Here is a 20,758-nt window from a genome sequence, read left to right as displayed (position 1 = left end):
CCCTTGGAGGAGCGGCTTGTGCCCTCCGGCCAAAGGCATGATCAGGATGAAAAGCGGTGACATTTCGGATCGCTTAGGCAACAAAGACCGTCATGTTGCGTTCGCCTTGCAGCGTTCTTCTCGGAGTTGGTTCATCATGAAAATTGCCGCAATTCTTCTGGCATTGACGATGGCTGCCCTGGCATCGGCCTGTGCGACCGGGTCGTCGGGGACGGCCCCTGCAAGCGACGCCGCCGCGCCTGTGGCCCATGCGAAGCTGCTGGCCGCGGACGGATCGCCGCGCGGAGAGGCGACGGTGACGCAGGCGACCGATGGCCTGCATGTGCTGGTGCGCGCGCAAGGGCTGACGCCGGGCATGCATGCCGTGCATATCCACGGCACCGGAACCTGCACGCCGCCCGATTTCACGAGCGCTGGCGGGCACTGGAATCCCACGGGTCACAAGCATGGCAAGGATAATCCTGCGGGCATGCACATGGGCGATATGCCGAACATGATCGCCGGCGCCGACGGTTCGGGCGAAATGGAATATGTCATCCCCGGCGGGACCATCAGCGGAGGCGCGACGCCGCTGCTGGACGGCGACGGCGCGGCATTGGTGATCCATGCGCAGGCGGACGACAACAAGACCGATCCTGCCGGCAATGCGGGTGGACGGGTGGCCTGCGGCGCGCTGTCGACCTGAATTCGCCGGGAACGCTTGCGACAATCGCGTCTTATTCGGGATCGTTCCTGTCCGCCCGATAGCGTTCGATCAAATGATAGGTCGAGCCGTTCTGGCTGAGATGGCTTTCATAGAGGGCGAACTCATCGACGGTGAATGGGGCGCTTGCCAGGCCGGCATGAAGGGCGATGAAGGCGTCCATCGGGCCGGCCGTGCGTCCGAAGCGGGCGAGGGTGATATGCGGCAGATAGCTGCGATCGTCCGGCGGCAGGCCCGCGGCGATGCAGGCGCGGTCCACTTTCCGATGAAGCCGGGCGAGGGGTGCGCGTGGCTCCATGCCTGCCCAGAGCGCGTTGACATGGCCCTTGCGGTCGAAGCAGCCCACGCCGGACAGTGCGGTCCGGAAGGGCGAAAAGCGGATATTCGCCAGTGCGTCGGCGACGTCATTGGCCTGGTGGCGGTCGACCTCTCCAATGAAGCGCAGGGTGATGTGCAACTGGTCGTCGTCCTGCCAGCGCGCTCCGTTGATCCCGTTCATCAGGGCGATGAGGCCGGCGCGGATGTCGGCGGGCGGGCGTATGGCGACGAACAGGCGGTGCATCGCCTTCCTATAGCTGTTTCGCGGCGATAAGTCAGATTGCGCTCGCGGCTTGAATTGGAAGCGCGATAAGCCGATAATGAGGGAACCGGCCGCATGGATGCCGGTGAAGGAGAATATCTCATGGCCAATTGGTCCGATCCGCGTTCCGACGTTGCGGGTTTTGGCGGCACGACCGTTGCGCGCGGGGAGGCGTATGACGCTGGCCTGCGCAGCTATATGCTGTCGGTTTACAATTATATGGCGAGCGGCGTGCTGCTGACGGGCGTCGTCGCCATGCTGTTCGCCTCCAGCGGGTTTGCCTACCAGATACTGGCCGGACCCGGCATATTGAAATATGTCATCATGTTCGCGCCGCTGCTGTTCGTGATGACGATGAGCTTTGGCATCAACCGTCTGTCGACCTTCGCGATGCAGGCGATGTTCTGGGCCTATGCCGCGGTGATGGGCCTGTCGCTCTCGTCCATCCTGCTGGTCTATACCGGCACGTCCGTTGCCCAGACCTTCTTCGCGACGGCGGCTGCCTTTGCGGGGCTGAGCCTCTGGGGCTATACGACGAAGCGCGACCTTTCGGGTTTCGGCACCTTCCTCATCATGGGTGTTGTCGGTCTGCTGGTCGCCAGCCTCATCAACCTGTTCCTGCGGTCGAGCGCCATGAATCTGGTGATCAGCTTCGTCGGCGTGCTGCTGTTTGCGGGTCTGACCGCTTATGACACGCAGAAGATCAAGAGCATCTATGCCTATGTCGCCGGAACGGACATGATGGGCAAGTCGGTGGTGATGGGGGCGCTGAACCTCTATCTCGACTTCATCAACATGTTCCTGTTCCTGCTGCGCTTCATGGGCAATCAGCGCAACTGAAGACGGCTTTAGCTGAAATAAGGGAAGGCCCGGCGAAGTGGTTCGCCGGGCCTTTTGCTTTGGGGGTGCTTCAGGCGGGCTTCTGCATCTTTGCGATCAGGGTGTTGTCCAGTTCCTTTTGCCGTTTATAGGCCGGGCGCTCGCGCAGGCGCGCCGCATAGGCTTCGAAGACGGGGCGGCTGGGGATCGAACCGAAGCTGAGGCCCCAATCGACCTGCGCTCCCACATAGACGTCGGCGGCGGTGAACCGGTCGCCGCAAATCCAGGCTGGTCCGGAGACGGCGCGTTCCAGGGCATCGATCGCATGGTCGAACGTGCCATAGCCGGCCAGACGCTCGCGGCCTTCGGGAACGGCAAAACCGAGCGCCTTGTTGGTGATGGCGGCCTCCACCGGGCCGGCGGCGAAGAAGAGCCAGCGATAATAGTCGGCGCGACCATCGGTGGCGGGCGCCAGGCCGGCGGCGGGAAAGGCATCGGCCAGATAGGCGCAGATGGCGGCGCATTCGGTCACCACCTTGCCTGCGTGGACGATGGCGGGAACCTTGCCCATCGGGTTGATCGCGAGGTAATCGGCCGACTTCATGCCGACGTCATAATCCAGCACGACGATGTCGTAGGGCTCTCCCACTTCCTCCAGCATCCAGCGGGCGATCTGCCCGCGCGACATCGGATTGGTGTAGAGGGTGATTTCGTTCGACATCGCGACTCTCCCGCATCTGGCGTGAGCCATCCTTGTGCCCGATGGAGAGCAATCCGCAAGTTCTCGCTTCGGCAGGCGGTCCAGCGGTTCGGGAGGCTTGATGCCGCGGGGAGGATCGGCCGTGCTGATCCGTGGCCGGTTTCTTCGGCAGGCACGAATGATCAAGGGCGACCCCGAGGGGCCGCCCTTGTCATGATTGCCGTTGATGCGCTATTTTACTTCGCCCGTTCCGCAGGCTTCGACTTGCCACCCTTCTTCCCCTTCTTGGGGGCGGCGGGGGTGATTTCGAAGGCGAGGGCGTCGTCCTTCAGCCGGACATGGACTTCGCCGCCATGCACCAGCTTGCCGAACAGCAGTTCCTCGGCCAGCGGCTGCTTGATCTTCTCCTGCATCAGGCGGCCCATCGGGCGCGCGCCATAGAGCTTGTCATAGCCCCGCTTGGTGAGCCAGGCCTTCGCCTCGTCGTCCAGGGTGATGTGGACGTCGCGGTCGGCCAGTTGCAGTTCCAGTTGCAGCACGAACTTGTCGATGACCCGCGCCACGATCTCCGGCGGCAGATAGCCGAAGGGTACGATGGCATCGAGGCGGTTGCGGAATTCGGGGGTGAAGAGCTTCTTTACCGCGTCTTCCTGCGCATCCTCGCGGGTCAGTTCGCCAAAGCCGATGCTTTCCTTCGCCATGTCCGACGCACCGGCATTGGTGGTCATGATGAGGATGGTGTTGCGGAAATCCACCGTCTTGCCGTGATGATCGGTGAGGCGGCCATTGTCCATCACCTGGAGCAGGATGTTGAACAGGTCCGGATGGGCCTTCTCGATCTCGTCCAGCAGCAGCACGCTATGCGGATTCTGGTCCACTGCATCGGTCAGCAGGCCGCCCTGGTCATAGCCGACATAGCCCGGAGGGGCGCCGATCAGGCGGCTGACCGAATGGCGTTCCATATATTCCGACATGTCGAACCGTTGGAGCGGAATGCCGAGCAGATGGGCGAGTTGCCGCGCAACCTCCGTCTTGCCGACGCCGGTGGGGCCGGAGAAGAGATAGTTGCCGATCGGCTTGTCGGGATCGCGCAGGCCCGCCCGCGACAGCTTGATCGCGGAGGACAGCACCTCGATCGCCCGGTTCTGGCCGAAGACGACGCGCTTGAGGTCGGTGTCGAGCGTTTCGAGAACCGACTTGTCGTCCGCCGAGACCGTCTTGGGAGGGATGCGGGCCATGGTCGCGATGACCTGCTCGATCTCCCTGGGGGTGATCGTCTTCTTGCGCTTGGACGGCACGACCAGCATCTGCATCGCGCCGACCTCGTCGATCACGTCGATCGCCTTGTCCGGCAGTTTGCGGTCGTTGATGTAGCGCGCCGACAGCTCCACCGCCGCCTTGATCGCGTCGGGGGTGTATTTGACGTTGTGATGCTCCTCAAAGGCGCTGCGCAGCCCGGCGAGAATCTTGATCGTGTCCTCGACCGTGGGTTCGTTGACGTCGATCTTCTGGAACCGGCGCAGCAGGGCGCGGTCCTTCTCGAAATGGTTGCGGAACTCCTTGTAGGTGGTGGAGCCGATGCAGCGGATCGTGCCGCCCGACAGGGCAGGCTTCAGCAGGTTGGACGCATCCATCGCGCCGCCGCTGGTCGCGCCCGCGCCGATCACCGTGTGGATCTCATCGATGAAGAGGACTGCGTGCGGCATCTTCTCCAGCTCGGTGACGACCGCCTTCAGCCGCTCCTCGAAATCGCCGCGATAGCGGGTTCCGGCAAGCAGCGCGCCCATGTCGAGCGAGTAGATCACCGCTTCCTTGAGGACGTCGGGAACCTCGCCCTCCACGATCTTGCGCGCCAAGCCTTCCGCGATGGCGGTCTTGCCCACGCCCGGGTCGCCCACATAGAGCGGGTTGTTCTTCGATCGCCGGCACAGGATCTGGATGGTCCGGTCGACTTCGGAAGCGCGGCCGATCAGCGGGTCAACCTTGCCCCGCGCCGCCTTCTCATTGAGGTTGACGGTGAACTGCTCCAAGGCACTGTCCTTCTTGCCCTTGCTGTCCTGCGCCTTCTTCTCCTCCTCCTGAGCGCCCTTGGTTTCGCGCGGTTCAGGGGCGGCCGTGCCCTTGCCGACGCCGTGGCTGATATAGCTGACGGCATCCAGGCGGCTCATATCCTGTTGCTGGAGGAAGTAGACGGCATAACTTTCCCGCTCGGAGAAAAGCGCGACGAGCACATTGGCTCCCGTCACTTCATCCTTTCCGGAGGATTGGACATGCAGGATCGCGCGCTGGACCACCCGCTGGAAGCCGCTGGTGGGGGAGGGGTCGCTTGCCCCCTCCACCTTCAGGCTGTCGAGTTCGGTATCCAGATATTGCGTCACCGCGTCGGACAGTTCGCCAAGCTCCACGCCGCAGGCCTGCATCACCTTCGACGCATGTTCGTCGTCGATCAGCGCGAGCAGCAGATGCTCCAGCGTCGCATATTCGTGACGACGCTCCGATGCGTGGGTCAGCGCATTATGCAGGGTGGTTTCAAGGGCGGGTGCGAAAGATGGCATGTCTCTTATACTCCTGACCCCCAATGAGGGGCTGTCTTGAACCATATGTCGGCATTGCTCGACGGCGGATCAAGATGGGCATCCTGACCGCCGGAATTGCCAGACTGCCCATGCCCGGTAAGACCCTTGTCGGAGTCGCGTGGGGCGGGGCGCGGGTTCATCGCTTGAATAACGCCTCGGCGCTTGCTTTGTGGTTAACGGCGTTTTCAATCTTGGATCGGGTGCGGGCGATTTCGCCCTGCAGCGCCGCGATGCGCGCTTCGAGATCGGCAACGGACAGCGGACCCAGATCCTGCCGGATCAGCTGGGCCAGAGGATCATCGGCCTTTCGGGGCAGATCGTCTTCCATGTCCATGAATCGCAATGTTGACCCTGCGGGCCAGTCTGTCAATAAGGCCTGCATTCCGCCCGTCGATTTAGGTGCGGTGCAACATCTGCCGCGAGGGGCCGCAATGGCGATAGAGGGCGTGAAGCCGAACGACCTGCCGACGGAAATGACGGTGATCGGCATAGCGGTTCCCGGTGGGCCCGAGGCCCTGGTGCCGCAGCGGCGGCCGGTTCCCGTGCCCGGGCCCGAAGAGGTGCTGATCAAGGTGGCGGCGGCCGGCGTCAACCGGCCCGACGTGATGCAGCGGCAGGGGAAATATCCGCCGCCGCCCGGCGCTCCCGACATTCCGGGGCTGGAGGTTTCCGGCATCATCGTCGCCGCGGGCGGGAGCGCGGAACTGTTGATCGGCCGGCGCGTCTGCGCGCTTCTGCCCGGCGGGGGCTATGCCGAATATGCGGTGGCGCCCGCCGGCCAGTGCCTGCCGGTGCCGGACGATTATGATCTGGTCGAGGCGGCGGCCCTGCCGGAAACCCTGTTCACCGTGTGGAGCAACCTGTTCGAGCGCGCCTATGTGGTGGAGGGCGATGTGGTGCTGGTCCATGGCGGCACGAGCGGCATCGGCACCATGGCGATCTCGCTCTGCAAGCTGTTCGACATCGGCGTCATCGTGACCTGTGGCAGCGATGAGAAATGCGAGCAGGCGAAGGCCTGGGGCGCCGATCATGCGATCAATTATCGCAGCCAGGATTTCGTCGAGGAAGTGAAGCGGATCACCGGCGGGCAGGGCGTGCAGGCGGTGCTGGACATGGTCGGCGGGGATTATCTGCCGCGCAACATCCAGTGTCTGGCGGAAGACGGGCGCCATGTGTCCATCGCGGTCATGAGCGGGCCCAAGGCGGAGGTCTTCATTCCCGCGATCATGGGCAAGCGGCTGACGCTGACCGGATCGACGCTGCGCCCGCGCTCGGTGGCCTTCAAGAGCCTGGTGGCGGACGAGTTGATGCGGGTGGTGTGGGCTTTCATCGAGCAGGGCAGGCTGCGGCCGGCGATGGACATGCGCTTTCCGCTGGCGGAGGCGGCCGCCGCGCATGCGCGCATGGATGCGGGGGAGCATTTCGGGAAGATCGTGCTGACGGTTTGACGAGGGGGTGGGTCTGATTGGGGGTGGTAATCGAACACCCGCTTTATCCCTCTCCCCTGAGGGAGAGGGCTGCGCAGACTTGGCAGCTTGCTGCCTAGTCGCAGCGGGGTGAGGGCGTTGCGATCCATGGGATCACGCGGGCCGCAGGCCCGCTTCCCCCTCATCCAAATCAGCCTAGGCTCCTTCGTCGCCAAGGCTTCCTATCCTTCTCCCTCAAGGGAGAAGGAATGTCCTGCACTGGCCAAGACCGTAGCATTTCCGTCATATTCGCTGCGGAGTTGTAACATAGGGCGGCTATGGATTCGCTCCTGAGGGAAACAGCTCAGGGGTCGCATCATGAACGCCATCACTCGCCTGCCTTTCCTGGCGGAGTTGGACGATGGCGCCGACGACAAGTTCGCCATTCCCGAACGGGAAGGGAAGCGTCGCCGCTATCGCACGATCTGGATTTCGGACATTCACCTCGGCACGCGCGGCTGCAATGCGAGCATGCTGATCGACTTCCTCGACAGCGTCGACAGCGACACCATGTATCTGGTGGGCGACATCATCGACGGCTGGCGGCTGAAGAAGCGCTTCTATTGGCCCGCCGCGCATAATGATGTGGTCTGGCGGGTGATGAAGCGGGCCAAGCGCGGCACCCGCGTCGTCTACATCCCCGGCAATCATGACGAGATGTTCCGCCAGTTCACCGGCCTCAGCTTCGGCGGCGTCGAGATTCGGCGCAAGGCGATCCATGAGACCGCCGACGGCCGCAAGCTGCTGGTGCTGCACGGCGACGAGTTCGACACGATCATGCTTGCGCACCGCTGGCTGGCCTTTGTGGGCGACGCCGCCTATACCATGCTGATGCGCGTCAATGTCGTGGTGAACGCGGTGCGGCAACGCATGGGGCTGCCCTATTGGTCGCTCAGCAAGATGGCGAAGCACAAGGTCAAGAACGCCGTCGAGTTCATCTCCCGCTTCGAGGAGGTGGTGGCGCATGAGGCCGGTTCCCGCGGCGTCGACGGTGTCGTTTGCGGGCATATCCACAATGCGGAAATCCGCGAGATCGCGGGCGTCGAATATTATAATGACGGCGATTGGGTGGAGGGATGCACGGCGCTGGTCGAGCATTTCGACGGGCGCATGGAGGTGCTGCACTGGGCCGACGAGATCGCCGGGCGCGCCGCCGAAGAACCTTCCCGGATCGCGGCCTGACGGGAGGGCGAACGATGCGTGTCGCCATAGTCACCGACGCCTGGAGCCCGCAGGTGAACGGCGTCGTCCGCACGCTCCAGACCATGCAGGCGGAACTGGAGAAGATGGGGCATGAGGTGAAGCTGGTCTCGCCCGATCTCTTCGGCTCCATCCCCTGTCCGACCTATCCGGAAATCCGGCTGGCCTTCGCCCGTTCGAGCGTCGTGGGGCAGATGATCGCGGCTTTCCGTCCCGACGCGATCCATCTGGCGACGGAAGGGCCGCTTTGCCTGGCCGCACGGCGCTGGTGCCTGCGCAGCGGCATCCGCTTCACCACTGCCTATCATACGCATTTTCCGGATTATGTGGCGCAGCGCACCGGGCTGCCCGCGGCGTGGTTCTGGCGCTATATCCGCTGGTTCCATGGACCGGCCGAGGCGGTGCTGGTGTCGACCCGGTCCGTGCGGCGGCAATTGCGCGCCCATGGGCTGGCGCAGGTGCGTGCCTGGGGCAGGGGGGTGGACCTGGCCGCCTTCACGCCCATGGCGACGCCGCCCATCCTCTTTGCCGATCTGCCGCGTCCGATCCAGCTCTATGTCGGCCGTGTCGCGGTCGAGAAGAATCTGGAAGCCTTCCTGGCCAGCGGCCATCCGGGAACGAAGGTCGTCGTCGGGGACGGTCCCGCCCGTGCCATGCTGGAAAGAACCTATCCGCAGGCGCATTTCCTGGGCCCCATGTTCGGGGCGGAACTGGCCGGCGCCTATGCCGGCGCCGACGTCTTCGTCTTTCCCAGCCGCACCGACACCTTCGGCCTGGTCATGATAGAGGCGCTGGCCTGCGGCACGCCGGTGGCGGCCTATCCCGTCACCGGCCCGGTCGACATCGTCACCCCGGAAAGCGGCGCCTTGTCGGACCGGCTGGAGGACGCCATCGCCGCAGCGCTCCTCTGCGACCGTCAGGCATGCGCCGCCTATGGCAAGAGCTTCAGTTGGGAACGCAGCGCGCGGGAATTCCTCACCGGCCTGCACAATATCGATCCCCAGGCGCTCGACAGCGCGGCCTGACGCTTTTCCTTGCCCGGCGCGGCGGGATGCACTATCTCGGGTCGGGCGTGGCCGCCCTGCTTGGGCGGCCCTTGTCGTTTTTAAGCGCCGTTTCTATGCCGGAGAATTCCCGTGTCCCAGCCTCTCATGCCCCATGCGACAGCCAGTTGGCTGGTCGACAATACCGCGCTGAGCTTCGACCAGATTGCGGAGTTTTGCGGGCTGCATATCCTGGAAGTGCAGGCGATTGCCGACGATACCGCCGGCACCAAATATACCGGCCGCGATCCGGTGCGCGCCCATGAAATCACGATGGAGGAAATCCACAAGGGCGAGGCCAATCCGGACTATCGCCTGAAGATGCTGAAGGGCCCCGAGCCGGTCCGCCGCACCAAGGGACCGCGTTATACGCCGGTCAGCAAGCGTCAGGACAAGCCCGACGGCATCGCCTGGATACTGCGCAACCATCCGGAAATTTCGGACGGCGCCATCGGCAAGCTGATCGGCACCACGCGCACCACCATCGCCGCGATCCGCGACCGCACGCACTGGAACATCTCCAACATCGTGCCGAAGGACCCGGTGACGCTGGGCCTCTGCTCGCAGCGGGAACTGGACGCGCTGGTGACGAAGGCGGCGAAGAAGGCGGGCATCGAGGCCCCCACCGATTCGCGCCTGGACGGCGATCGCGAGGCGCTGATCAACGAGCTGCGCCGGGAGCGCGAGGACGCCACCCGCCGCGCGGAAGAAGCGCTGAAGAGCGAGTCCGACCTGATTTCGGGCGCCGCGAAAATCCTCGATCCGTTCAGCGACAACAAGGGTCACGTCTGATGCCGTAACGTCAATCCGCCCCGTGCGGAGCGACGACGGCAGAGACCGGGAAAAGGGCCGCGCCTTGCCACGGGCCGCGGCCCTTTTGCCGTGCTTTACGCTTGCGTAAAGGGAAGGCGTAACTTACACCTGTACAAATGGAGAGCAGCGAAAAAATCTGGAAAACCCGCTATAATCATCCCTCTGCCTGGGAGCAGACATTCCCGCCCCTGTCGATGGTGGAGATGGTGGCGAACAGCGCCGCGGCCAATCCGCAAGCGGTGATGATCGATTTCATGGGCCGCAAGACGAGCTATGGCGAAATGCTCCACAGCATCCGGCGGGTCGCCAGGGGATTGCAGGACATGGGCATAGGGAAGGGGGACCGGGTCGGCCTTTTCCTGCCCAATGTCCCTCATTATGTCGCGGCCTATTATGGCGCGATGATGGCCGGGGCGACGGTCGTCAACTATTCCCCCCTCTACACGGCCGCCGAACTGGAACATCAGGTCGAGGATAGCGGGACGAAGATCCTCTTCACCCTGTCGGCCAAGGCATTGCTGCCCACCGCGCTGGAAGTGCTGGACAACAGCAGCCTGGAACGGCTGGTCGTCGGCTGCGTCGCGGAAGTCCTGCCGCCTGCCAAGTCGGTGCTGTTCCGGCTGTTCAAGCGCAAGGAGACGGTCGCGGTACCGCACGATCCGCGCCTTACCCATTATGCGGACCTGCTGCGCCATGGCGAAGACCCCGTGCCGGTCGCCATCGATCCGGAGCAGGACATCGCCCTGCTGCAATATACCGGCGGCACCACCGGCCGGCCCAAGGGCGCGATGCTGACCCATCAGAACCTGACCGCCAATGCGCGGCAGGTCCGCCTGATCGATCCGCATCCCGAAGCGCCCGACCGCATATTGGCGGTGCTGCCCTTCTTCCATGTCTTCGCCAATACATGCGTGCTCAACCGGACGGTGCTGAACGGCGGGGAGATGGTGATGCTGCCCCGCTTCGACGGCACGCAGGTTCTGGCCGCGCTGCAGCGGACCAGGGCGACCTCGCTGCCCGGCGTGCCCACCATGTACCAGGCGCTGCTGGATCATCCCGCGACGCCCAATATCGACTTCTCCTCCCTGCGCCTCTGCATTTCCGGCGGCGCGCCGCTGCCGCTGGAGGTCAAGCAGCGGTTCGAGGCGATGACGGGCTCCCAGCTGGTCGAGGGCTATGGCCTCACCGAAAGCAGCCCGGTCGTCTGCTCCAACCCCTATGAGGGCCTCAACAAGTCCGGCACGGTGGGGCAGCCGGTGCCCGGCACCCGCGTCAAGCTGGTCGACCGCGAGGACCCGACCCGTCCGCCGCCCGAGGGCGAACCGGGCGAACTGGTCTTTTCCGGGCCGCAGATCATGAAGGGCTATTGGCAGCGGCCGGACGCCGACGAGGAGGTTTTCGTCGACGGCTGGCTGCGCACAGGCGATGTCGGGCTGATCGACGAGGACGGCTATGTGAAGATCGTCGACCGGCTGAAGGACATGATCGCCGTCGGCGGGTTCAAGGTCTTCCCCAGCGAGGTCGAGAAGGTTCTCTACCACCATCCGGCGGTCAAGGAAGCGCTGGTGATCGGCATTCCCGACCATTATCGCGGCGAATGTCCGAAGGCCTTCGTCACCCTTCAGGAGGGCTCCGGGATCGACGGGGCCGCGCTCAAGGACTGGCTGAACCCGCAACTGGGCAAGCATGAGAAGGTGTGCGAGGTGGAGGTGCGCCTCAACCTGCCCAAGACGCTGGTCGGCAAGCTGTCCCGCAAGGAACTGGTGGCCGAGGAACGCGCCAAGGCGGAGGCGGCGATGCGGCAGACTGGAACCGCGGGCTGATCCTTCCTATCTCGGCGGCCAATTCAGGATAAGGACTCCCTATATGGCCGAAGAGATCGCAACCCTGGCTGGCGGCTGCTTCTGGTGCACGGAAGCGGTGTATCAGAATCTGAAGGGCGTGAAGGCCGTGGAAAGCGGCTATATCGGCGGCACGCTGCCGAACCCCAGCTATGAGCAGGTCTGCTCCGGCGCGACCGGCCATGCCGAGGCTATCCGCATCACCTATGATCCGGCGGCGATCGGCTATGGCGACCTGCTGGACATTTTCTTCGCCACCCATGATCCGACGACGCTCAACCGGCAGGGCAACGACATCGGCACCCAGTATCGGTCGGCCATCTTCCCCCATTCGCCCGAACAGGCGGCGGAGGCGAAGGCCGGGATCGAGCGCGCTCAGGCGGATCAGGCGAACCCGATCGTCACCGCCATAGAGCCCGACGCGCCCTGGTATCCGGCGGAGGATTATCACCAGAAATATTGGGAGCGGGTGGGGGACCGGAACCCCTATTGCATGGCGGTGATCCCGCCCAAGCTCGCCAAGCTGCGCAAGGGCTTTGCCGAGCGGATCGAAGCGCCCTAACGGTTCGTCGCCCACGGCTTGCCCTGGCCGCCAGCGTCTTTAAGCTGGCGGACATGACAAGCCGGGGAAGAGATATGAACAAGATCGCATGGGTGGCCGCGCCGGCTTTGTTGCTGTTCCTGCCGGGCTGCATCGCGCGGACGGCGGCGAATATCGTGACGGCGCCGGTGCGCGCTGGCAGCCAGGTGGTCGACTGGAGCACCACCAGCCAGGAAGAGGCCGACCGCAATTACGGCCGCAAGATGCGCAAGCAGGAGGCGCGCGAAGCCCGCGAGCGGAAGAAGGAGGAAGAACGCCGTCGCCGCGAATGCCGCGATGCGGGTTATGATAATTGCGGGTGAGTGATTTCTCGCCCTTTTATCCGGCCCATCCCCACGCGTCATGCTGAAACAAGTTCAGCATGACCATATTCATAGGCGGTCCGCATGAATGCGAATGTTAAGCCGCCGCCCGCCGCAACCGGTCATTGATGGCTACACCGATCCCTTCATTGGGTATCGGCGCCACCGCGATCCGCTCCGCCGCGCTGGCATCCGCGATGTGCAGGGCCGCGAACAGATGCGCCGCCGCTTCCCGCATATCGGCGTCGGGGCTGAGATTCACATGACACGGCATCAGGCCGAAGCCGATCAGATATTCGTCCTTCTCCGCCTTCAGCGCGTTCAGCCGCACCGGCTTGGACGGCGCATAATGGCTTTCCAACTGCCCCGGCGCCTCGATCTTCGCATTGTCAGCGCCCGTCACCACCGGCAGCCTGCTTGCCTCCTCCAGCATGGCCGCCGTGATCGGGCCCGGTCGCAGCAGGCGGATGCAGTCGCTTTCCGGCGCGACGATGGTCGATTCCAGCCCTTCGCTGGTCGGCCCCTCATCCAGGATCATGCGGATCTTGCCGTTGAGGCTCGCCAGCACATGTTCGGCGCGCGTCGGGCTGATCGCGCCGCTGCGATTGGCCGAAGGCGCGGCGAGCGGACGCCCGCTTTCCCGGATCAGCGCCCGCATCGCCGGATGGGCGGGCAGGCGCAGCGCCACGGTCGGCAGTCCCGCCATGACCAGCGGGGACAGCCCACTATCCGGGCGCACCGGCAGGACCATGGTCAGCGCGCCGGGCCAGAACCGCTCCGCCAGCTTGTCGGCCACGGGCGAAAAATCGGCCAGACGCCCGGCCATCTCCCGATCGGCGACATGGACGATCAGCGGATTGAAGCTTGGCCGTCCCTTGGCGGTGTAGATCGCCGCCACTGCGTTGGAGTCGGTGGCGTCCGCCGCCAGGCCATAGACCGTCTCCGTCGGCACGGCGACCGGTTCGCCCGCACGGATCAGCAGCGCCGCCTCGCGCAGCGCTTCGCTGCCATAACGGCTTATTCGGGTGGAAAAGACTGGATTTGGGATGGTCACGACCCCAGCGATATAAGCCCCGATTTCCGGGAGTAAAAGGCCATTGCTACAGAAGAATGACATGGGCGCCGCGCTTGCCCGTCATGCGGATGCGGGCTAAGCGAGGGCTCCATGAACGATGCCCTGCTGACCCGCATTGCCGAAGCGCTGGAACGGATCGCTCCGCCGCCCGCTTCTTCCGCCGATCTGGCCGCCGCGCCCGCCTATGTGTGGAACGGCGCCACGATCCGGGCGGTGGAGGCCTTCGCGCCGGTGGATTACGCCCTGTTGACCGGCATCGACGCGCAGAAGCAGGCGCTGCTTGAAAACAGCCGTCGCCATGCTGCCGGACATGCGGCGCATGACGTGCTGCTGTGGGGCGCACGCGGAACCGGAAAGTCCGCCGTCGTTGCCGCCGTCATCGGCAAGCTTCAGGCGGAGGGGCAGGACATCGCCCTGCTGCAATGCGCGATCGATGAACTGGCCAGCCTGCCGCAACTCTTCACCCTGTTGCGCGACACGCGCCGGCCCTTCATCCTGTTCCTCGACGATCTTGGCTTCGATGAAAATGGGGTGGGCGACGCCCGTGCGCTTCGATCGCTGCTCCAGGGCGGAACCGCCGCCCGCCCGGCCAATGTTCGCCTCTATGTAACGTCCAACCGCCGTCACATCGTGCCCCGCCACCTGTCGGAGCAGGACGACCCCGTCAATCCCCGCGACGTGGTGGACGACAAGATGGCGCTTTCGGACCGCTTCGGGCTGTCCCTGGGTTTCCACGCGATCGACCAGGATGCCTATGTCGCTATTGTCAGCGGCTATGCGGCCAGCCTCGGCCTCAGCTTCCAGCCGCTGGACGCGATCCAGTGGGCGACGCAGCGGGGTAGCCGTTCAGGCCGCGTGGCCTGGCAATATGTGGTGGAACTGGCCGGGCGGCATGGCCTCAATATCTAGGCCGTAAACCCATCTGGGCGTCCTGCGGTTCGACCAGAAAGGCCCATCACGGCGTCGGCAGGGCTTGAAACATATTCCCGCGCCCTCTCTCCTTGTGCCGAGCCTTTTGCCTCAAATCTTGAGCGCGCCATTCATGGGTTTGCGGCCGGGGTATTTTGGCGGAGTGTCCCTCTCTGCCGGCCCTCGACGGGAGAGGATCAAGGGCACGCCCCGGCAAGAACCCATCACCTCACTTCGCCGCCGTCACCCGCCAGACGACACCGCCGACATCGTCGCTCACCAGCAACGCGCCCCTGGCGTCCGCCGTCACATCGACCGGGCGCCCATGCGCCTCGCCCTTGCTTCCCAGGAAGCCCGTCAGCACATCGACCGGCTTGGCCTTGCCCGCCTCCCCATTGTCGCCAAAGGGCACGAACACGACCTTGTAGCCCGCGGCAGGCTTGCGATTCCAACTGCCGTGCAGCCCGACAAAGGCGCCGTTGGCATAGGGCGCGCGCAGCGTCACCTTGTCGGCGAAGCTGAGGCCCAGCGGCGCCACATGATTGCCCAGCGCATAGTCCGGCCGCTTGGTATATTCGCGAACCTCCGGCCGCTGCGGCTGGACACGGCGATCCTCATAACCGCCCCAATAATTCCACGGCCAGCCATAGAAGGCGCCGAATTCCACCCGCGTCAGATAATCGGGCACCAGATCGCTGCCCAGCATGTCGCGCTCGTTCACCACGCCCCACAATGCGCCGCTCCTGGGCTCGAAAGCCAGCCCCACGGGGTTGCGCAGGCCCGAAGCGTAGATGCGATAAGCGCCCGTATCGGGATTGACCTCCAGCACGGCGGCGCGATTGGCCTCCGTCTCCAGGTCATTTTCCCCGATATTGCTGTTGGAGCCGACGCCCACATAAAGCAGCCCCTGCGGGCTTGCGGCCAGGCTGCGCGTCCAGTGCATGTTGGGCGCCTGCGCGGGAAGGTTCAGGATCTTGCGCCCCCTGGCCGTGATCCTGCTGTCCCCTTCCCTGTAGGGAAAGGCCATCAAGGCATCCGTATTGGCGACGTAGAGCGTGTTCCCCACCAGCGCCATGCCATAGGGGGAGTTGAGCCCGGTGAGGAAAGCGGTCTTGGTTTCCGCCCGCCCGTCGCCATCGGCGTCGCGCAGCAGGGTGATGCGGTTGGCGGACGGCACGCCGGCGCCTGCCTTGTTCATCAGATAGTTCATCACCCGGTTGACGATGCCGCCCGTCGGGCGTGACGGGCTGTTGGTTTCGGCCACCAGCACATCGCCATTGGGCAGGCGCAGCAGCGAGCGGGGATGGTCCAGCCCATCCGCGAAGCGATCGACGTTCAGCCCCTTTGCGGGAACCGGCTTTTCCCCACCCTTCCACGGCACGGCATCCGCGACGTTCATCGTCGGGATCATTTCGCTGCGGGGGCTGGTGAAAACCGGCTCCTTGCCCACATCCGCGCCGGCCGGAAGCCGCGCCGTATCTCCCCGCGCGAAATAGAAGAAAAGGCCGATGAGAACGGCCAGCGTGAGGAGGGTGAGCGCGATCAGATGCTTCTTCATGGCTATCCGTTTATGCTGGCCCACAGATGGTGGCAAGGCGCGCAAGTGCCGGGTGCGGAGCTATTTTCCCCGATCCCGCACCCATAGCAGCACCGCGATCACGATGCCCAGCGCGGTGCCGCCCAGCAGGCCTGCACTTGGCTGGCCCATCAGGCCGCCGACGATTGTTCCGCCCAAAATGGTGAGCGCCAAAATGGCGCCTGCGCCGATCGGTTCTTTTCTGGCATTGGTCATTTCCCGGTCCTTGCCACGCGCGGGGATGCATGGCCAGCGCTTTCCCGCCTGCGCCTTTTCAGGACAGGTCTGTGCCGCAACGGGATGTTTGTGCCATGGCGGGACTTGGCTAACCGGCCGTTCACCCTTCCAGGCCGCGCTGCTCCGTCGATGGCCATGGTTGGCATGGGGATTGAACCATGATCCTTACCGTCAGGGTGGGGACTTTGGGGGGCTTCGTCATGAACATGCCATATCTTTCCAATCGAAAGAGCTATGAGGACGCAGCTGAGCTGATGTCGCTGTTTGGCGACAATGCAGGCTATGAAGCCGCGGCGCGCGCCGACCGAAGCCGCGATCTGGGCAACCATATCCGCTTCTGCCATTGGCGGCAGATCGAGCGGCTGATCGTGCTGCTGACCCATGAAGGGCCGCTGGGCACGATCCATTGATCCGGAGCATCTCCGAAGCTTCGCTTGCCCCGACTTCCCATCCGTCATGCTGAAACGAGTCCGGCATGACGGATGGAGCAGATCGAATGTCGGCCTATAGCCGCAGGCCAGCCGTTTCCGGCAGTCCCGCCAATATGTTGAGGTTCTGCACGGCGGCTCCGGCCGCGCCCTTGCCGAGATTGTCGAGCGCCGCCACCAGCCGCGCCTGACCGGCCGCCTCATTGCCGAAGACGAACAGCGCCAGCCGGTCGGTCGCGCCGACATGCTCCAGCCGGACCTGCGTCATCGCCGCGCTGTCCTCCAGCGCTTCCACGCTGACGATGGGCGATCCCGCATAGGCGGCGGCCAACACGCCATGCACATCCGCCACCGAAGGCGCGCCGGGCAGGGCGCGCAACTGCAACGGCACCTCCACGATCATGCCGCGATAGGCATTGGCGACGGCCGGGGCGAACAGGGGCGGGTGCTGCAAGCCGGAATAGCGCAGCATTTCCGGCACATGCTTGTGGGCCAGCCCCAGTCCATAGGGCCGGAACGCGCTCGGCGCGCCCTCCGCGCCTTCATATTCCGCGATCATCGACTTGCCGCCGCCCGAATAGCCGGATGCGCCGGATACCGTCACCGGCCAGTCGCCCGGCAGCAGACCGGCGAGCACCAGCGGTCTCACCAGCGCCAGGAAGCCTGTCGGCCAGCAGCCCGGATTGGCGACGAACCGCGAATTTGCAAGCCTGTCCCGATGCCCCGGTTCCAGTTCGGCAAAGCCATAGGTCCAGCCGTCCGCCACCCGATGGGCCGTCGACGCGTCGATCACCCGCGTCCGGCCATTGTCGATCAGGGCCACCGCCTCCCGCGCTGCATCGTCGGGCAGGCAGAGGATGACGATGTCCGCCGCGTTCAGCGCCTCCCTGCGCGCCGACGCGTCCTTGCGCCTGTCCTCGTCGAGCGTGATGATCGACAGTTCGGGACGACCCGCCAGCCGCTCGTTGATTTCCAGACCTGTGGTGCCGACGCCGCCGTCGATGAATATCCGATGTGTCATGTGCCGATTCTCCGCCTCGCCGTCACGGGTTCCGCATGGTCCGCCGCCAACCGTCCGACGACGTCGGCCAGTGGCTCGATCACCACGCTCATCCAATGGGCGTTGGCATGTATCATGTTGCGCTCGTCGGTCATGATGCCGACATGGCCGGGGAAGAAGACAAAGTCCCCTCGTCGGAGCGGCGCATCCGGCGCGATGGGGGAACCGATCCCCTCCCGCTGCAGATCGGTGTCGCGGGGCGCCTTGATCCCGCACTGGCCGAGCGATACCTGCACCAGGCCGGAACAGTCGACGCCGCGATGCCCGCGCCCGCCCCAGACATAGGGCTGGCCCAGATAACGCTCCGCCACCGAAACCCAGTCGCTTTCCAGCGCGTCGATCTCCGCAACATGGCGCCGATGCACGAAACCTTCCGCACAGGCGAAGAAATCGCCCTGCGCCTCTGCCGCGAACTGCGCGCCGCGCGGCCAGTAATCGGCAATGGGCGACTTGATGTCGGCGGCGCTGAAGAGCGGCGCCGTGCCGGTGATCACGCGGCTGTTCACCACCTCTCGCACGTCCAGCGCTTCCCGCCGGACATAGCCGACATAGCCGTCATGCCCGCAAAAGCCCCAGGCCCAGTCCGCCGTCACGTCCAGCGCGTGGAAGCTCTCGCCCCGCAGCAATTCGCTGACCGCCTGCGCCTTGGGCGTGTCGGACGCCAGTACCGGTGCGCCGGCGGCGACGCAGGTCAGTTCGACGGCGCGGGCATAATGGGCGGAAAACAGCACGCCGGCCAGCGCCAGGTCGGCCAGGTCGCCGCGCGCCGCGTGGACGCGCGTGTCGAGCCTGACCGATCGGCCGTCCAGCTTGAATCGGATGCGTTCAGGCGGTGCGTTCCGCAGGGGAGAAGTTGAGGCGTTCATCGCGGCCGGTTCCTGCGATGAAATGGTGAAAGGCGTCAAGAAATTCCGCCCCTTTTGGGGTTCGGGTGATGAAAATATTGCGTCGGTCGGTGGAGTCCCGTTCCCGCCGCAGATAGCCAAGCGCCGATAATTTGTTGAGTGCGCGGGTGATGACCGGCTTGGAGACGTTCAGCGCCTCCGCGAGTCCCCGCACCGTATGCGGCCCCGCGCCGATGTAGACGGTCAGCATCAGCGCCATCTGCCGGTTGGTGAGGTCGGGTTTGCCGGACCGCACATAATCGACCAATGTGCGCATCCATTGGCTGAGCGGCTTCAGGCCGGGACGGTTCAGCTCTGCGGCTTCAGTCTGTGCGGAATGGGCATCCATGACCCCGTAACGCACGATAGCCAATCCGGTTGCGTAACGGCCTCGGACAATCGCTTTCTTTTTACTTTTTACGGCCGTAGCGCGCTTGCAGCATATGGAAGGCGGCGCGCAGTCCCAGCGCCTCGCCCCCCTTGGGCCGCCCCGGCCGGGAGGCGGGACGCCAGGCAAAGGTGTCGAGATGCAGCCAGGGCACGGCGTCGGGCACGAACCGCCTGAGGAACAGCGCGGCGGTGATCGCCCCGGCAAAGCCGCCTTCGCCCGCATTGTTGATGTCGGCCACATCGGACTTCAGCATTTCCGCATAGCCGTCCCACAGGGGCAGGCGCCAGGTCGGATCGTCGACGGCGGTCCCGGCCGCATCCATGTCTGCGGCGAGCGCCTCGTCATTGGCGAACAGGGCGGGGAGGTCCGGCCCCACGGCCACCCGCGCCGCGCCGGTGAGCGTCGCATAGTCGATGATCAGGTCCGGCTTGTCCTCTCCCGCCAGCGTCAGCGCGTCGCCCAGCACCAGCCGCCCCTCGGCATCGGTATTGCCGATCTCGACCGTCAGCCCCTTGCGCGACCGCAATATGTCGCCGGGCCGGAAGGCATTGCCGGACACCGCATTCTCCGCCGCCGGGATCAGCAGGTGAAGCCTTACCGGCAGGCGCGCGTCCATGACAAGCTGCGCCAGCGCCAGGGCATGGGCCGCGCCGCCCATGTCCTTCTTCATCAGGCGCATGGCGGAAGACGGCTTGATGTCCAGGCCGCCGCTGTCGAAGCAAATGCCCTTGCCGACGACCGCGACCTTCGGGTGCCCGGGATCGCCCCAGCGCAATTCGATGAGGCGCGGCGCGAAGCCCTTGTCCGCGGCCTTGCCCACGGCATGGATCATCGGGAAACCATGTTCCAGCGCATCCCCCTTCGTCACCTTGCAGTCGGCGCCGAAGCGTTCCGCCACCTTGCGGGTTGCGGCTTCCAGTTCGGCCGGCCCCATGTCGGCGGCGGGCGTGTTGACCAGATCGCGCACCAGCGCCACCGCTTCCGCCAGGCGCGTGGCCGCATCGATCTGCGCCACTTCCGCGGTCAGCAGGACGCGCGCTCCCGATCCATTTTCTTCGCTGCGATAGCGGTCGAAGCGATATTGCGCGGTCAGCCATCCCAGCATCGCCGCGCCGGCCGCGCCTTCGACCAACCGATAAGTCCCCTCGGGCAAGGCCTCGGCCAGCCTGGCAAGGCACCATGGTCCCAGCTTCGTGGCGGAAGCGACGCCCGCCACTACCGACCAGTCCGCCGGATCTTCGCCAGGCAGAATGGCGAATTCGTGCGCCTTGCCCTTGAATTTCTGCGCGGCGGCCAGCGCGCGCACACGCTCCGGCTGGCTTCCCAGCCAGCTTTCCAGCCCTGGCGCATCCACGATCAGGATCGAACGGGCAGGTTGATTGTTGTCGGCTTTCAGCAGGTCGGAAAAATCGCTCATGCCCTATGTTCTGGAGAAAGGCGGCGGGTAAGAAAAGCCCAATCTTTCGTCGTCCGCGCGCCTCCTTCGACCGCGCTATCATTTGCGTCGGGCGGAGCGCAGGCATAGATTGAACGAAGTTAAAAGAAGGAGAGACA

At 64.8% G+C, this 20,758-nt stretch carries 22 protein-coding genes; 11 read left to right on the top strand and 11 right to left on the bottom strand.

Going from position 1 to position 20,758, the window contains the following annotated elements; all coding sequences use genetic code 11:
- Positions 1-136: 136 nt before the first annotated feature.
- The gene (locus H5V43_RS07915; RefSeq protein WP_099185678.1) at positions 137-685 is read left to right on the top strand and encodes a superoxide dismutase family protein; all 549 of its coding nucleotides are present in this window, start codon (positions 137-139) and stop codon (positions 683-685) included.
- Between the two features lie 31 nt (positions 686-716).
- Here H5V43_RS07915 and thpR read toward each other — a convergent pair whose 3' ends face one another.
- A complete protein-coding gene (gene thpR, locus H5V43_RS07910; protein ID WP_099185679.1) occupies positions 717-1,265 on the bottom strand; it encodes an RNA 2',3'-cyclic phosphodiesterase in 549 nt (182 codons plus the stop codon).
- 120 nt (positions 1,266-1,385) lie between these two features.
- Here thpR and H5V43_RS07905 point away from each other — a divergent pair, with 120 nt between their 5' ends.
- Positions 1,386-2,123: a Bax inhibitor-1/YccA family protein gene (locus H5V43_RS07905; RefSeq protein WP_025548846.1), complete on the top strand. Its 738-nt coding sequence runs from the start codon at positions 1,386-1,388 to the stop codon at positions 2,121-2,123.
- A gap of 70 nt (positions 2,124-2,193) precedes the next feature.
- Here the strand turns inward: H5V43_RS07905 and H5V43_RS07900 are convergent, their stop codons facing one another.
- The 3 genes from H5V43_RS07900 to H5V43_RS07890 all read right to left on the bottom strand — a co-directional run bounded on the left by H5V43_RS07900 (position 2,194) and on the right by H5V43_RS07890 (position 5,712).
- A complete protein-coding gene (locus H5V43_RS07900; RefSeq protein ID WP_099185680.1) occupies positions 2,194-2,823 on the bottom strand; it encodes a glutathione S-transferase family protein in 630 nt (209 codons plus the stop codon).
- Between the two features lie 215 nt (positions 2,824-3,038).
- Positions 3,039-5,357 carry an ATP-dependent Clp protease ATP-binding subunit ClpA gene (gene clpA / locus H5V43_RS07895; protein WP_044662585.1) on the bottom strand — a complete coding sequence of 773 codons (2,319 nt, stop codon included), beginning with the start codon at positions 5,355-5,357 and terminating at the stop codon, positions 3,039-3,041.
- 157 nt (positions 5,358-5,514) lie between these two features.
- Complete coding sequence (locus H5V43_RS07890; protein ID WP_025548849.1) at positions 5,515-5,712, bottom strand: DUF1192 domain-containing protein; 198 nt, start codon at positions 5,710-5,712, stop codon at positions 5,515-5,517.
- 97 nt (positions 5,713-5,809) lie between these two features.
- Here H5V43_RS07890 and H5V43_RS07885 point away from each other — a divergent pair, with 97 nt between their 5' ends.
- From H5V43_RS07885 to H5V43_RS07855, 7 genes are all read left to right on the top strand, one after another.
- Complete coding sequence (locus tag H5V43_RS07885) at positions 5,810-6,826, top strand: NAD(P)H-quinone oxidoreductase (RefSeq protein ID WP_025548851.1); 1,017 nt, start codon at positions 5,810-5,812, stop codon at positions 6,824-6,826.
- A gap of 336 nt (positions 6,827-7,162) precedes the next feature.
- Complete coding sequence (locus tag H5V43_RS07880) at positions 7,163-8,026, top strand: UDP-2,3-diacylglucosamine diphosphatase (RefSeq protein ID WP_025548852.1); 864 nt, start codon at positions 7,163-7,165, stop codon at positions 8,024-8,026.
- A gap of 14 nt (positions 8,027-8,040) precedes the next feature.
- Positions 8,041-9,069, top strand: coding sequence for a glycosyltransferase family 4 protein (locus H5V43_RS07875; protein WP_025548853.1), 1,029 nt, complete (start codon positions 8,041-8,043; stop codon positions 9,067-9,069).
- A 126-nt stretch (positions 9,070-9,195) separates the two neighbouring features.
- Positions 9,196-9,879 carry a DUF1013 domain-containing protein gene (locus tag H5V43_RS07870; protein WP_025548854.1) on the top strand — a complete coding sequence of 228 codons (684 nt, stop codon included), beginning with the start codon at positions 9,196-9,198 and terminating at the stop codon, positions 9,877-9,879.
- A 137-nt stretch (positions 9,880-10,016) separates the two neighbouring features.
- Complete coding sequence (locus tag H5V43_RS07865) at positions 10,017-11,723, top strand: long-chain-fatty-acid--CoA ligase (RefSeq protein WP_025548855.1); 1,707 nt, start codon at positions 10,017-10,019, stop codon at positions 11,721-11,723.
- A 43-nt stretch (positions 11,724-11,766) separates the two neighbouring features.
- Positions 11,767-12,303: a peptide-methionine (S)-S-oxide reductase MsrA gene (msrA, locus tag H5V43_RS07860; RefSeq protein ID WP_025548856.1), complete on the top strand. Its 537-nt coding sequence runs from the start codon at positions 11,767-11,769 to the stop codon at positions 12,301-12,303.
- Positions 12,304-12,377: 74 nt separating this feature from the next.
- Positions 12,378-12,644, top strand: a complete 267-nt coding sequence (locus H5V43_RS07855; RefSeq protein WP_025548857.1) for a hypothetical protein — start codon at positions 12,378-12,380, stop codon at positions 12,642-12,644.
- Positions 12,645-12,741: 97 nt separating this feature from the next.
- Here the strand turns inward: H5V43_RS07855 and H5V43_RS07850 are convergent, their stop codons facing one another.
- Positions 12,742-13,698, bottom strand: coding sequence for an L-threonylcarbamoyladenylate synthase (locus H5V43_RS07850; RefSeq protein ID WP_065846747.1), 957 nt, complete (start codon positions 13,696-13,698; stop codon positions 12,742-12,744).
- Positions 13,699-13,809: 111 nt separating this feature from the next.
- Here H5V43_RS07850 and H5V43_RS07845 point away from each other — a divergent pair, with 111 nt between their 5' ends.
- Positions 13,810-14,628: an ATP-binding protein gene (locus H5V43_RS07845; RefSeq protein ID WP_025548859.1), complete on the top strand. Its 819-nt coding sequence runs from the start codon at positions 13,810-13,812 to the stop codon at positions 14,626-14,628.
- Between the two features lie 229 nt (positions 14,629-14,857).
- On the opposite strand, the gene H5V43_RS07840 is transcribed toward H5V43_RS07845, so the two are convergent.
- On the bottom strand, positions 14,858-16,186 hold the full coding sequence (locus tag H5V43_RS07840) for a PQQ-dependent sugar dehydrogenase (RefSeq protein WP_025548860.1): 1,329 nt from the start codon (positions 16,184-16,186) through the stop codon (positions 14,858-14,860).
- A gap of 60 nt (positions 16,187-16,246) precedes the next feature.
- The gene (locus tag H5V43_RS07835; protein ID WP_165363299.1) at positions 16,247-16,420 is read right to left on the bottom strand and encodes a hypothetical protein; all 174 of its coding nucleotides are present in this window, start codon (positions 16,418-16,420) and stop codon (positions 16,247-16,249) included.
- Between the two features lie 227 nt (positions 16,421-16,647).
- On the opposite strand from H5V43_RS07835, the gene H5V43_RS07830 reads away from it, so the two are divergent.
- Entirely contained in the window at positions 16,648-16,851 is a 204-nt protein-coding gene (locus H5V43_RS07830) for a hypothetical protein (protein WP_037482318.1), read from the top strand.
- Between the two features lie 94 nt (positions 16,852-16,945).
- On the opposite strand, the gene argC is transcribed toward H5V43_RS07830, so the two are convergent.
- The 4 genes from argC to H5V43_RS07810 form a co-directional block, all read right to left on the bottom strand.
- On the bottom strand, positions 16,946-17,890 hold the full coding sequence (gene argC, locus H5V43_RS07825; RefSeq protein WP_025548862.1) for an N-acetyl-gamma-glutamyl-phosphate reductase: 945 nt from the start codon (positions 17,888-17,890) through the stop codon (positions 16,946-16,948).
- Positions 17,887-18,795: a C40 family peptidase gene (locus H5V43_RS07820; RefSeq protein ID WP_025548864.1), complete on the bottom strand. Its 909-nt coding sequence runs from the start codon at positions 18,793-18,795 to the stop codon at positions 17,887-17,889. Before H5V43_RS07820 ends, argC begins: the two co-directional genes overlap by 4 nt.
- The gene (locus H5V43_RS07815; RefSeq protein WP_025548865.1) at positions 18,755-19,162 is read right to left on the bottom strand and encodes a MarR family winged helix-turn-helix transcriptional regulator; all 408 of its coding nucleotides are present in this window, start codon (positions 19,160-19,162) and stop codon (positions 18,755-18,757) included. The genes H5V43_RS07820 and H5V43_RS07815 overlap by 41 nt, the downstream gene beginning before the upstream one ends.
- Positions 19,163-19,223: 61 nt before the next feature.
- Complete coding sequence (locus tag H5V43_RS07810) at positions 19,224-20,621, bottom strand: leucyl aminopeptidase family protein (protein ID WP_025548867.1); 1,398 nt, start codon at positions 20,619-20,621, stop codon at positions 19,224-19,226.
- Positions 20,622-20,758: the final 137 nt, after the last annotated feature.

Source organism: Sphingobium fuliginis (genome assembly GCF_015074805.1).
Lineage (GTDB): Bacteria > Pseudomonadota > Alphaproteobacteria > Sphingomonadales > Sphingomonadaceae > Sphingobium > Sphingobium fuliginis.
This window is presented reverse-complemented; position numbering and strand designations above follow the sequence as displayed.

What these genes read in the sequence shown, in the direction of transcription:
- H5V43_RS07915 (WP_099185678.1), top strand. Translation starts at nt 137, where the DNA reads ATGAAAATTGCCGCAATTCTTCTGGCATTGACGATGGCTGCCCTGGCA.
- thpR (WP_099185679.1), bottom strand. Translation starts at nt 1,265, where the DNA reads ATGCACCGCCTGTTCGTCGCCATACGCCCGCCCGCCGACATCCGCGCC.
- H5V43_RS07905 (WP_025548846.1), top strand. Translation starts at nt 1,386, where the DNA reads ATGGCCAATTGGTCCGATCCGCGTTCCGACGTTGCGGGTTTTGGCGGC.
- H5V43_RS07900 (WP_099185680.1), bottom strand. Translation starts at nt 2,823, where the DNA reads ATGTCGAACGAAATCACCCTCTACACCAATCCGATGTCGCGCGGGCAG.
- clpA (WP_044662585.1), bottom strand. Translation starts at nt 5,357, where the DNA reads ATGCCATCTTTCGCACCCGCCCTTGAAACCACCCTGCATAATGCGCTG.
- H5V43_RS07890 (WP_025548849.1), bottom strand. Translation starts at nt 5,712, where the DNA reads ATGGACATGGAAGACGATCTGCCCCGAAAGGCCGATGATCCTCTGGCC.
- H5V43_RS07885 (WP_025548851.1), top strand. Translation starts at nt 5,810, where the DNA reads ATGGCGATAGAGGGCGTGAAGCCGAACGACCTGCCGACGGAAATGACG.
- H5V43_RS07880 (WP_025548852.1), top strand. Translation starts at nt 7,163, where the DNA reads ATGAACGCCATCACTCGCCTGCCTTTCCTGGCGGAGTTGGACGATGGC.
- H5V43_RS07875 (WP_025548853.1), top strand. Translation starts at nt 8,041, where the DNA reads ATGCGTGTCGCCATAGTCACCGACGCCTGGAGCCCGCAGGTGAACGGC.
- H5V43_RS07870 (WP_025548854.1), top strand. Translation starts at nt 9,196, where the DNA reads ATGCCCCATGCGACAGCCAGTTGGCTGGTCGACAATACCGCGCTGAGC.
- H5V43_RS07865 (WP_025548855.1), top strand. Translation starts at nt 10,017, where the DNA reads ATGGAGAGCAGCGAAAAAATCTGGAAAACCCGCTATAATCATCCCTCT.
- msrA (WP_025548856.1), top strand. Translation starts at nt 11,767, where the DNA reads ATGGCCGAAGAGATCGCAACCCTGGCTGGCGGCTGCTTCTGGTGCACG.
- H5V43_RS07855 (WP_025548857.1), top strand. Translation starts at nt 12,378, where the DNA reads ATGAACAAGATCGCATGGGTGGCCGCGCCGGCTTTGTTGCTGTTCCTG.
- H5V43_RS07845 (WP_025548859.1), top strand. Translation starts at nt 13,810, where the DNA reads ATGAACGATGCCCTGCTGACCCGCATTGCCGAAGCGCTGGAACGGATC.
- H5V43_RS07840 (WP_025548860.1), bottom strand. Translation starts at nt 16,186, where the DNA reads ATGAAGAAGCATCTGATCGCGCTCACCCTCCTCACGCTGGCCGTTCTC.
- H5V43_RS07835 (WP_165363299.1), bottom strand. Translation starts at nt 16,420, where the DNA reads ATGACCAATGCCAGAAAAGAACCGATCGGCGCAGGCGCCATTTTGGCG.
- H5V43_RS07830 (WP_037482318.1), top strand. Translation starts at nt 16,648, where the DNA reads ATGCCATATCTTTCCAATCGAAAGAGCTATGAGGACGCAGCTGAGCTG.
- argC (WP_025548862.1), bottom strand. Translation starts at nt 17,890, where the DNA reads ATGACACATCGGATATTCATCGACGGCGGCGTCGGCACCACAGGTCTG.
- H5V43_RS07820 (WP_025548864.1), bottom strand. Translation starts at nt 18,795, where the DNA reads ATGAACGCCTCAACTTCTCCCCTGCGGAACGCACCGCCTGAACGCATC.
- H5V43_RS07815 (WP_025548865.1), bottom strand. Translation starts at nt 19,162, where the DNA reads ATGGATGCCCATTCCGCACAGACTGAAGCCGCAGAGCTGAACCGTCCC.
- H5V43_RS07810 (WP_025548867.1), bottom strand. Translation starts at nt 20,621, where the DNA reads ATGAGCGATTTTTCCGACCTGCTGAAAGCCGACAACAATCAACCTGCC.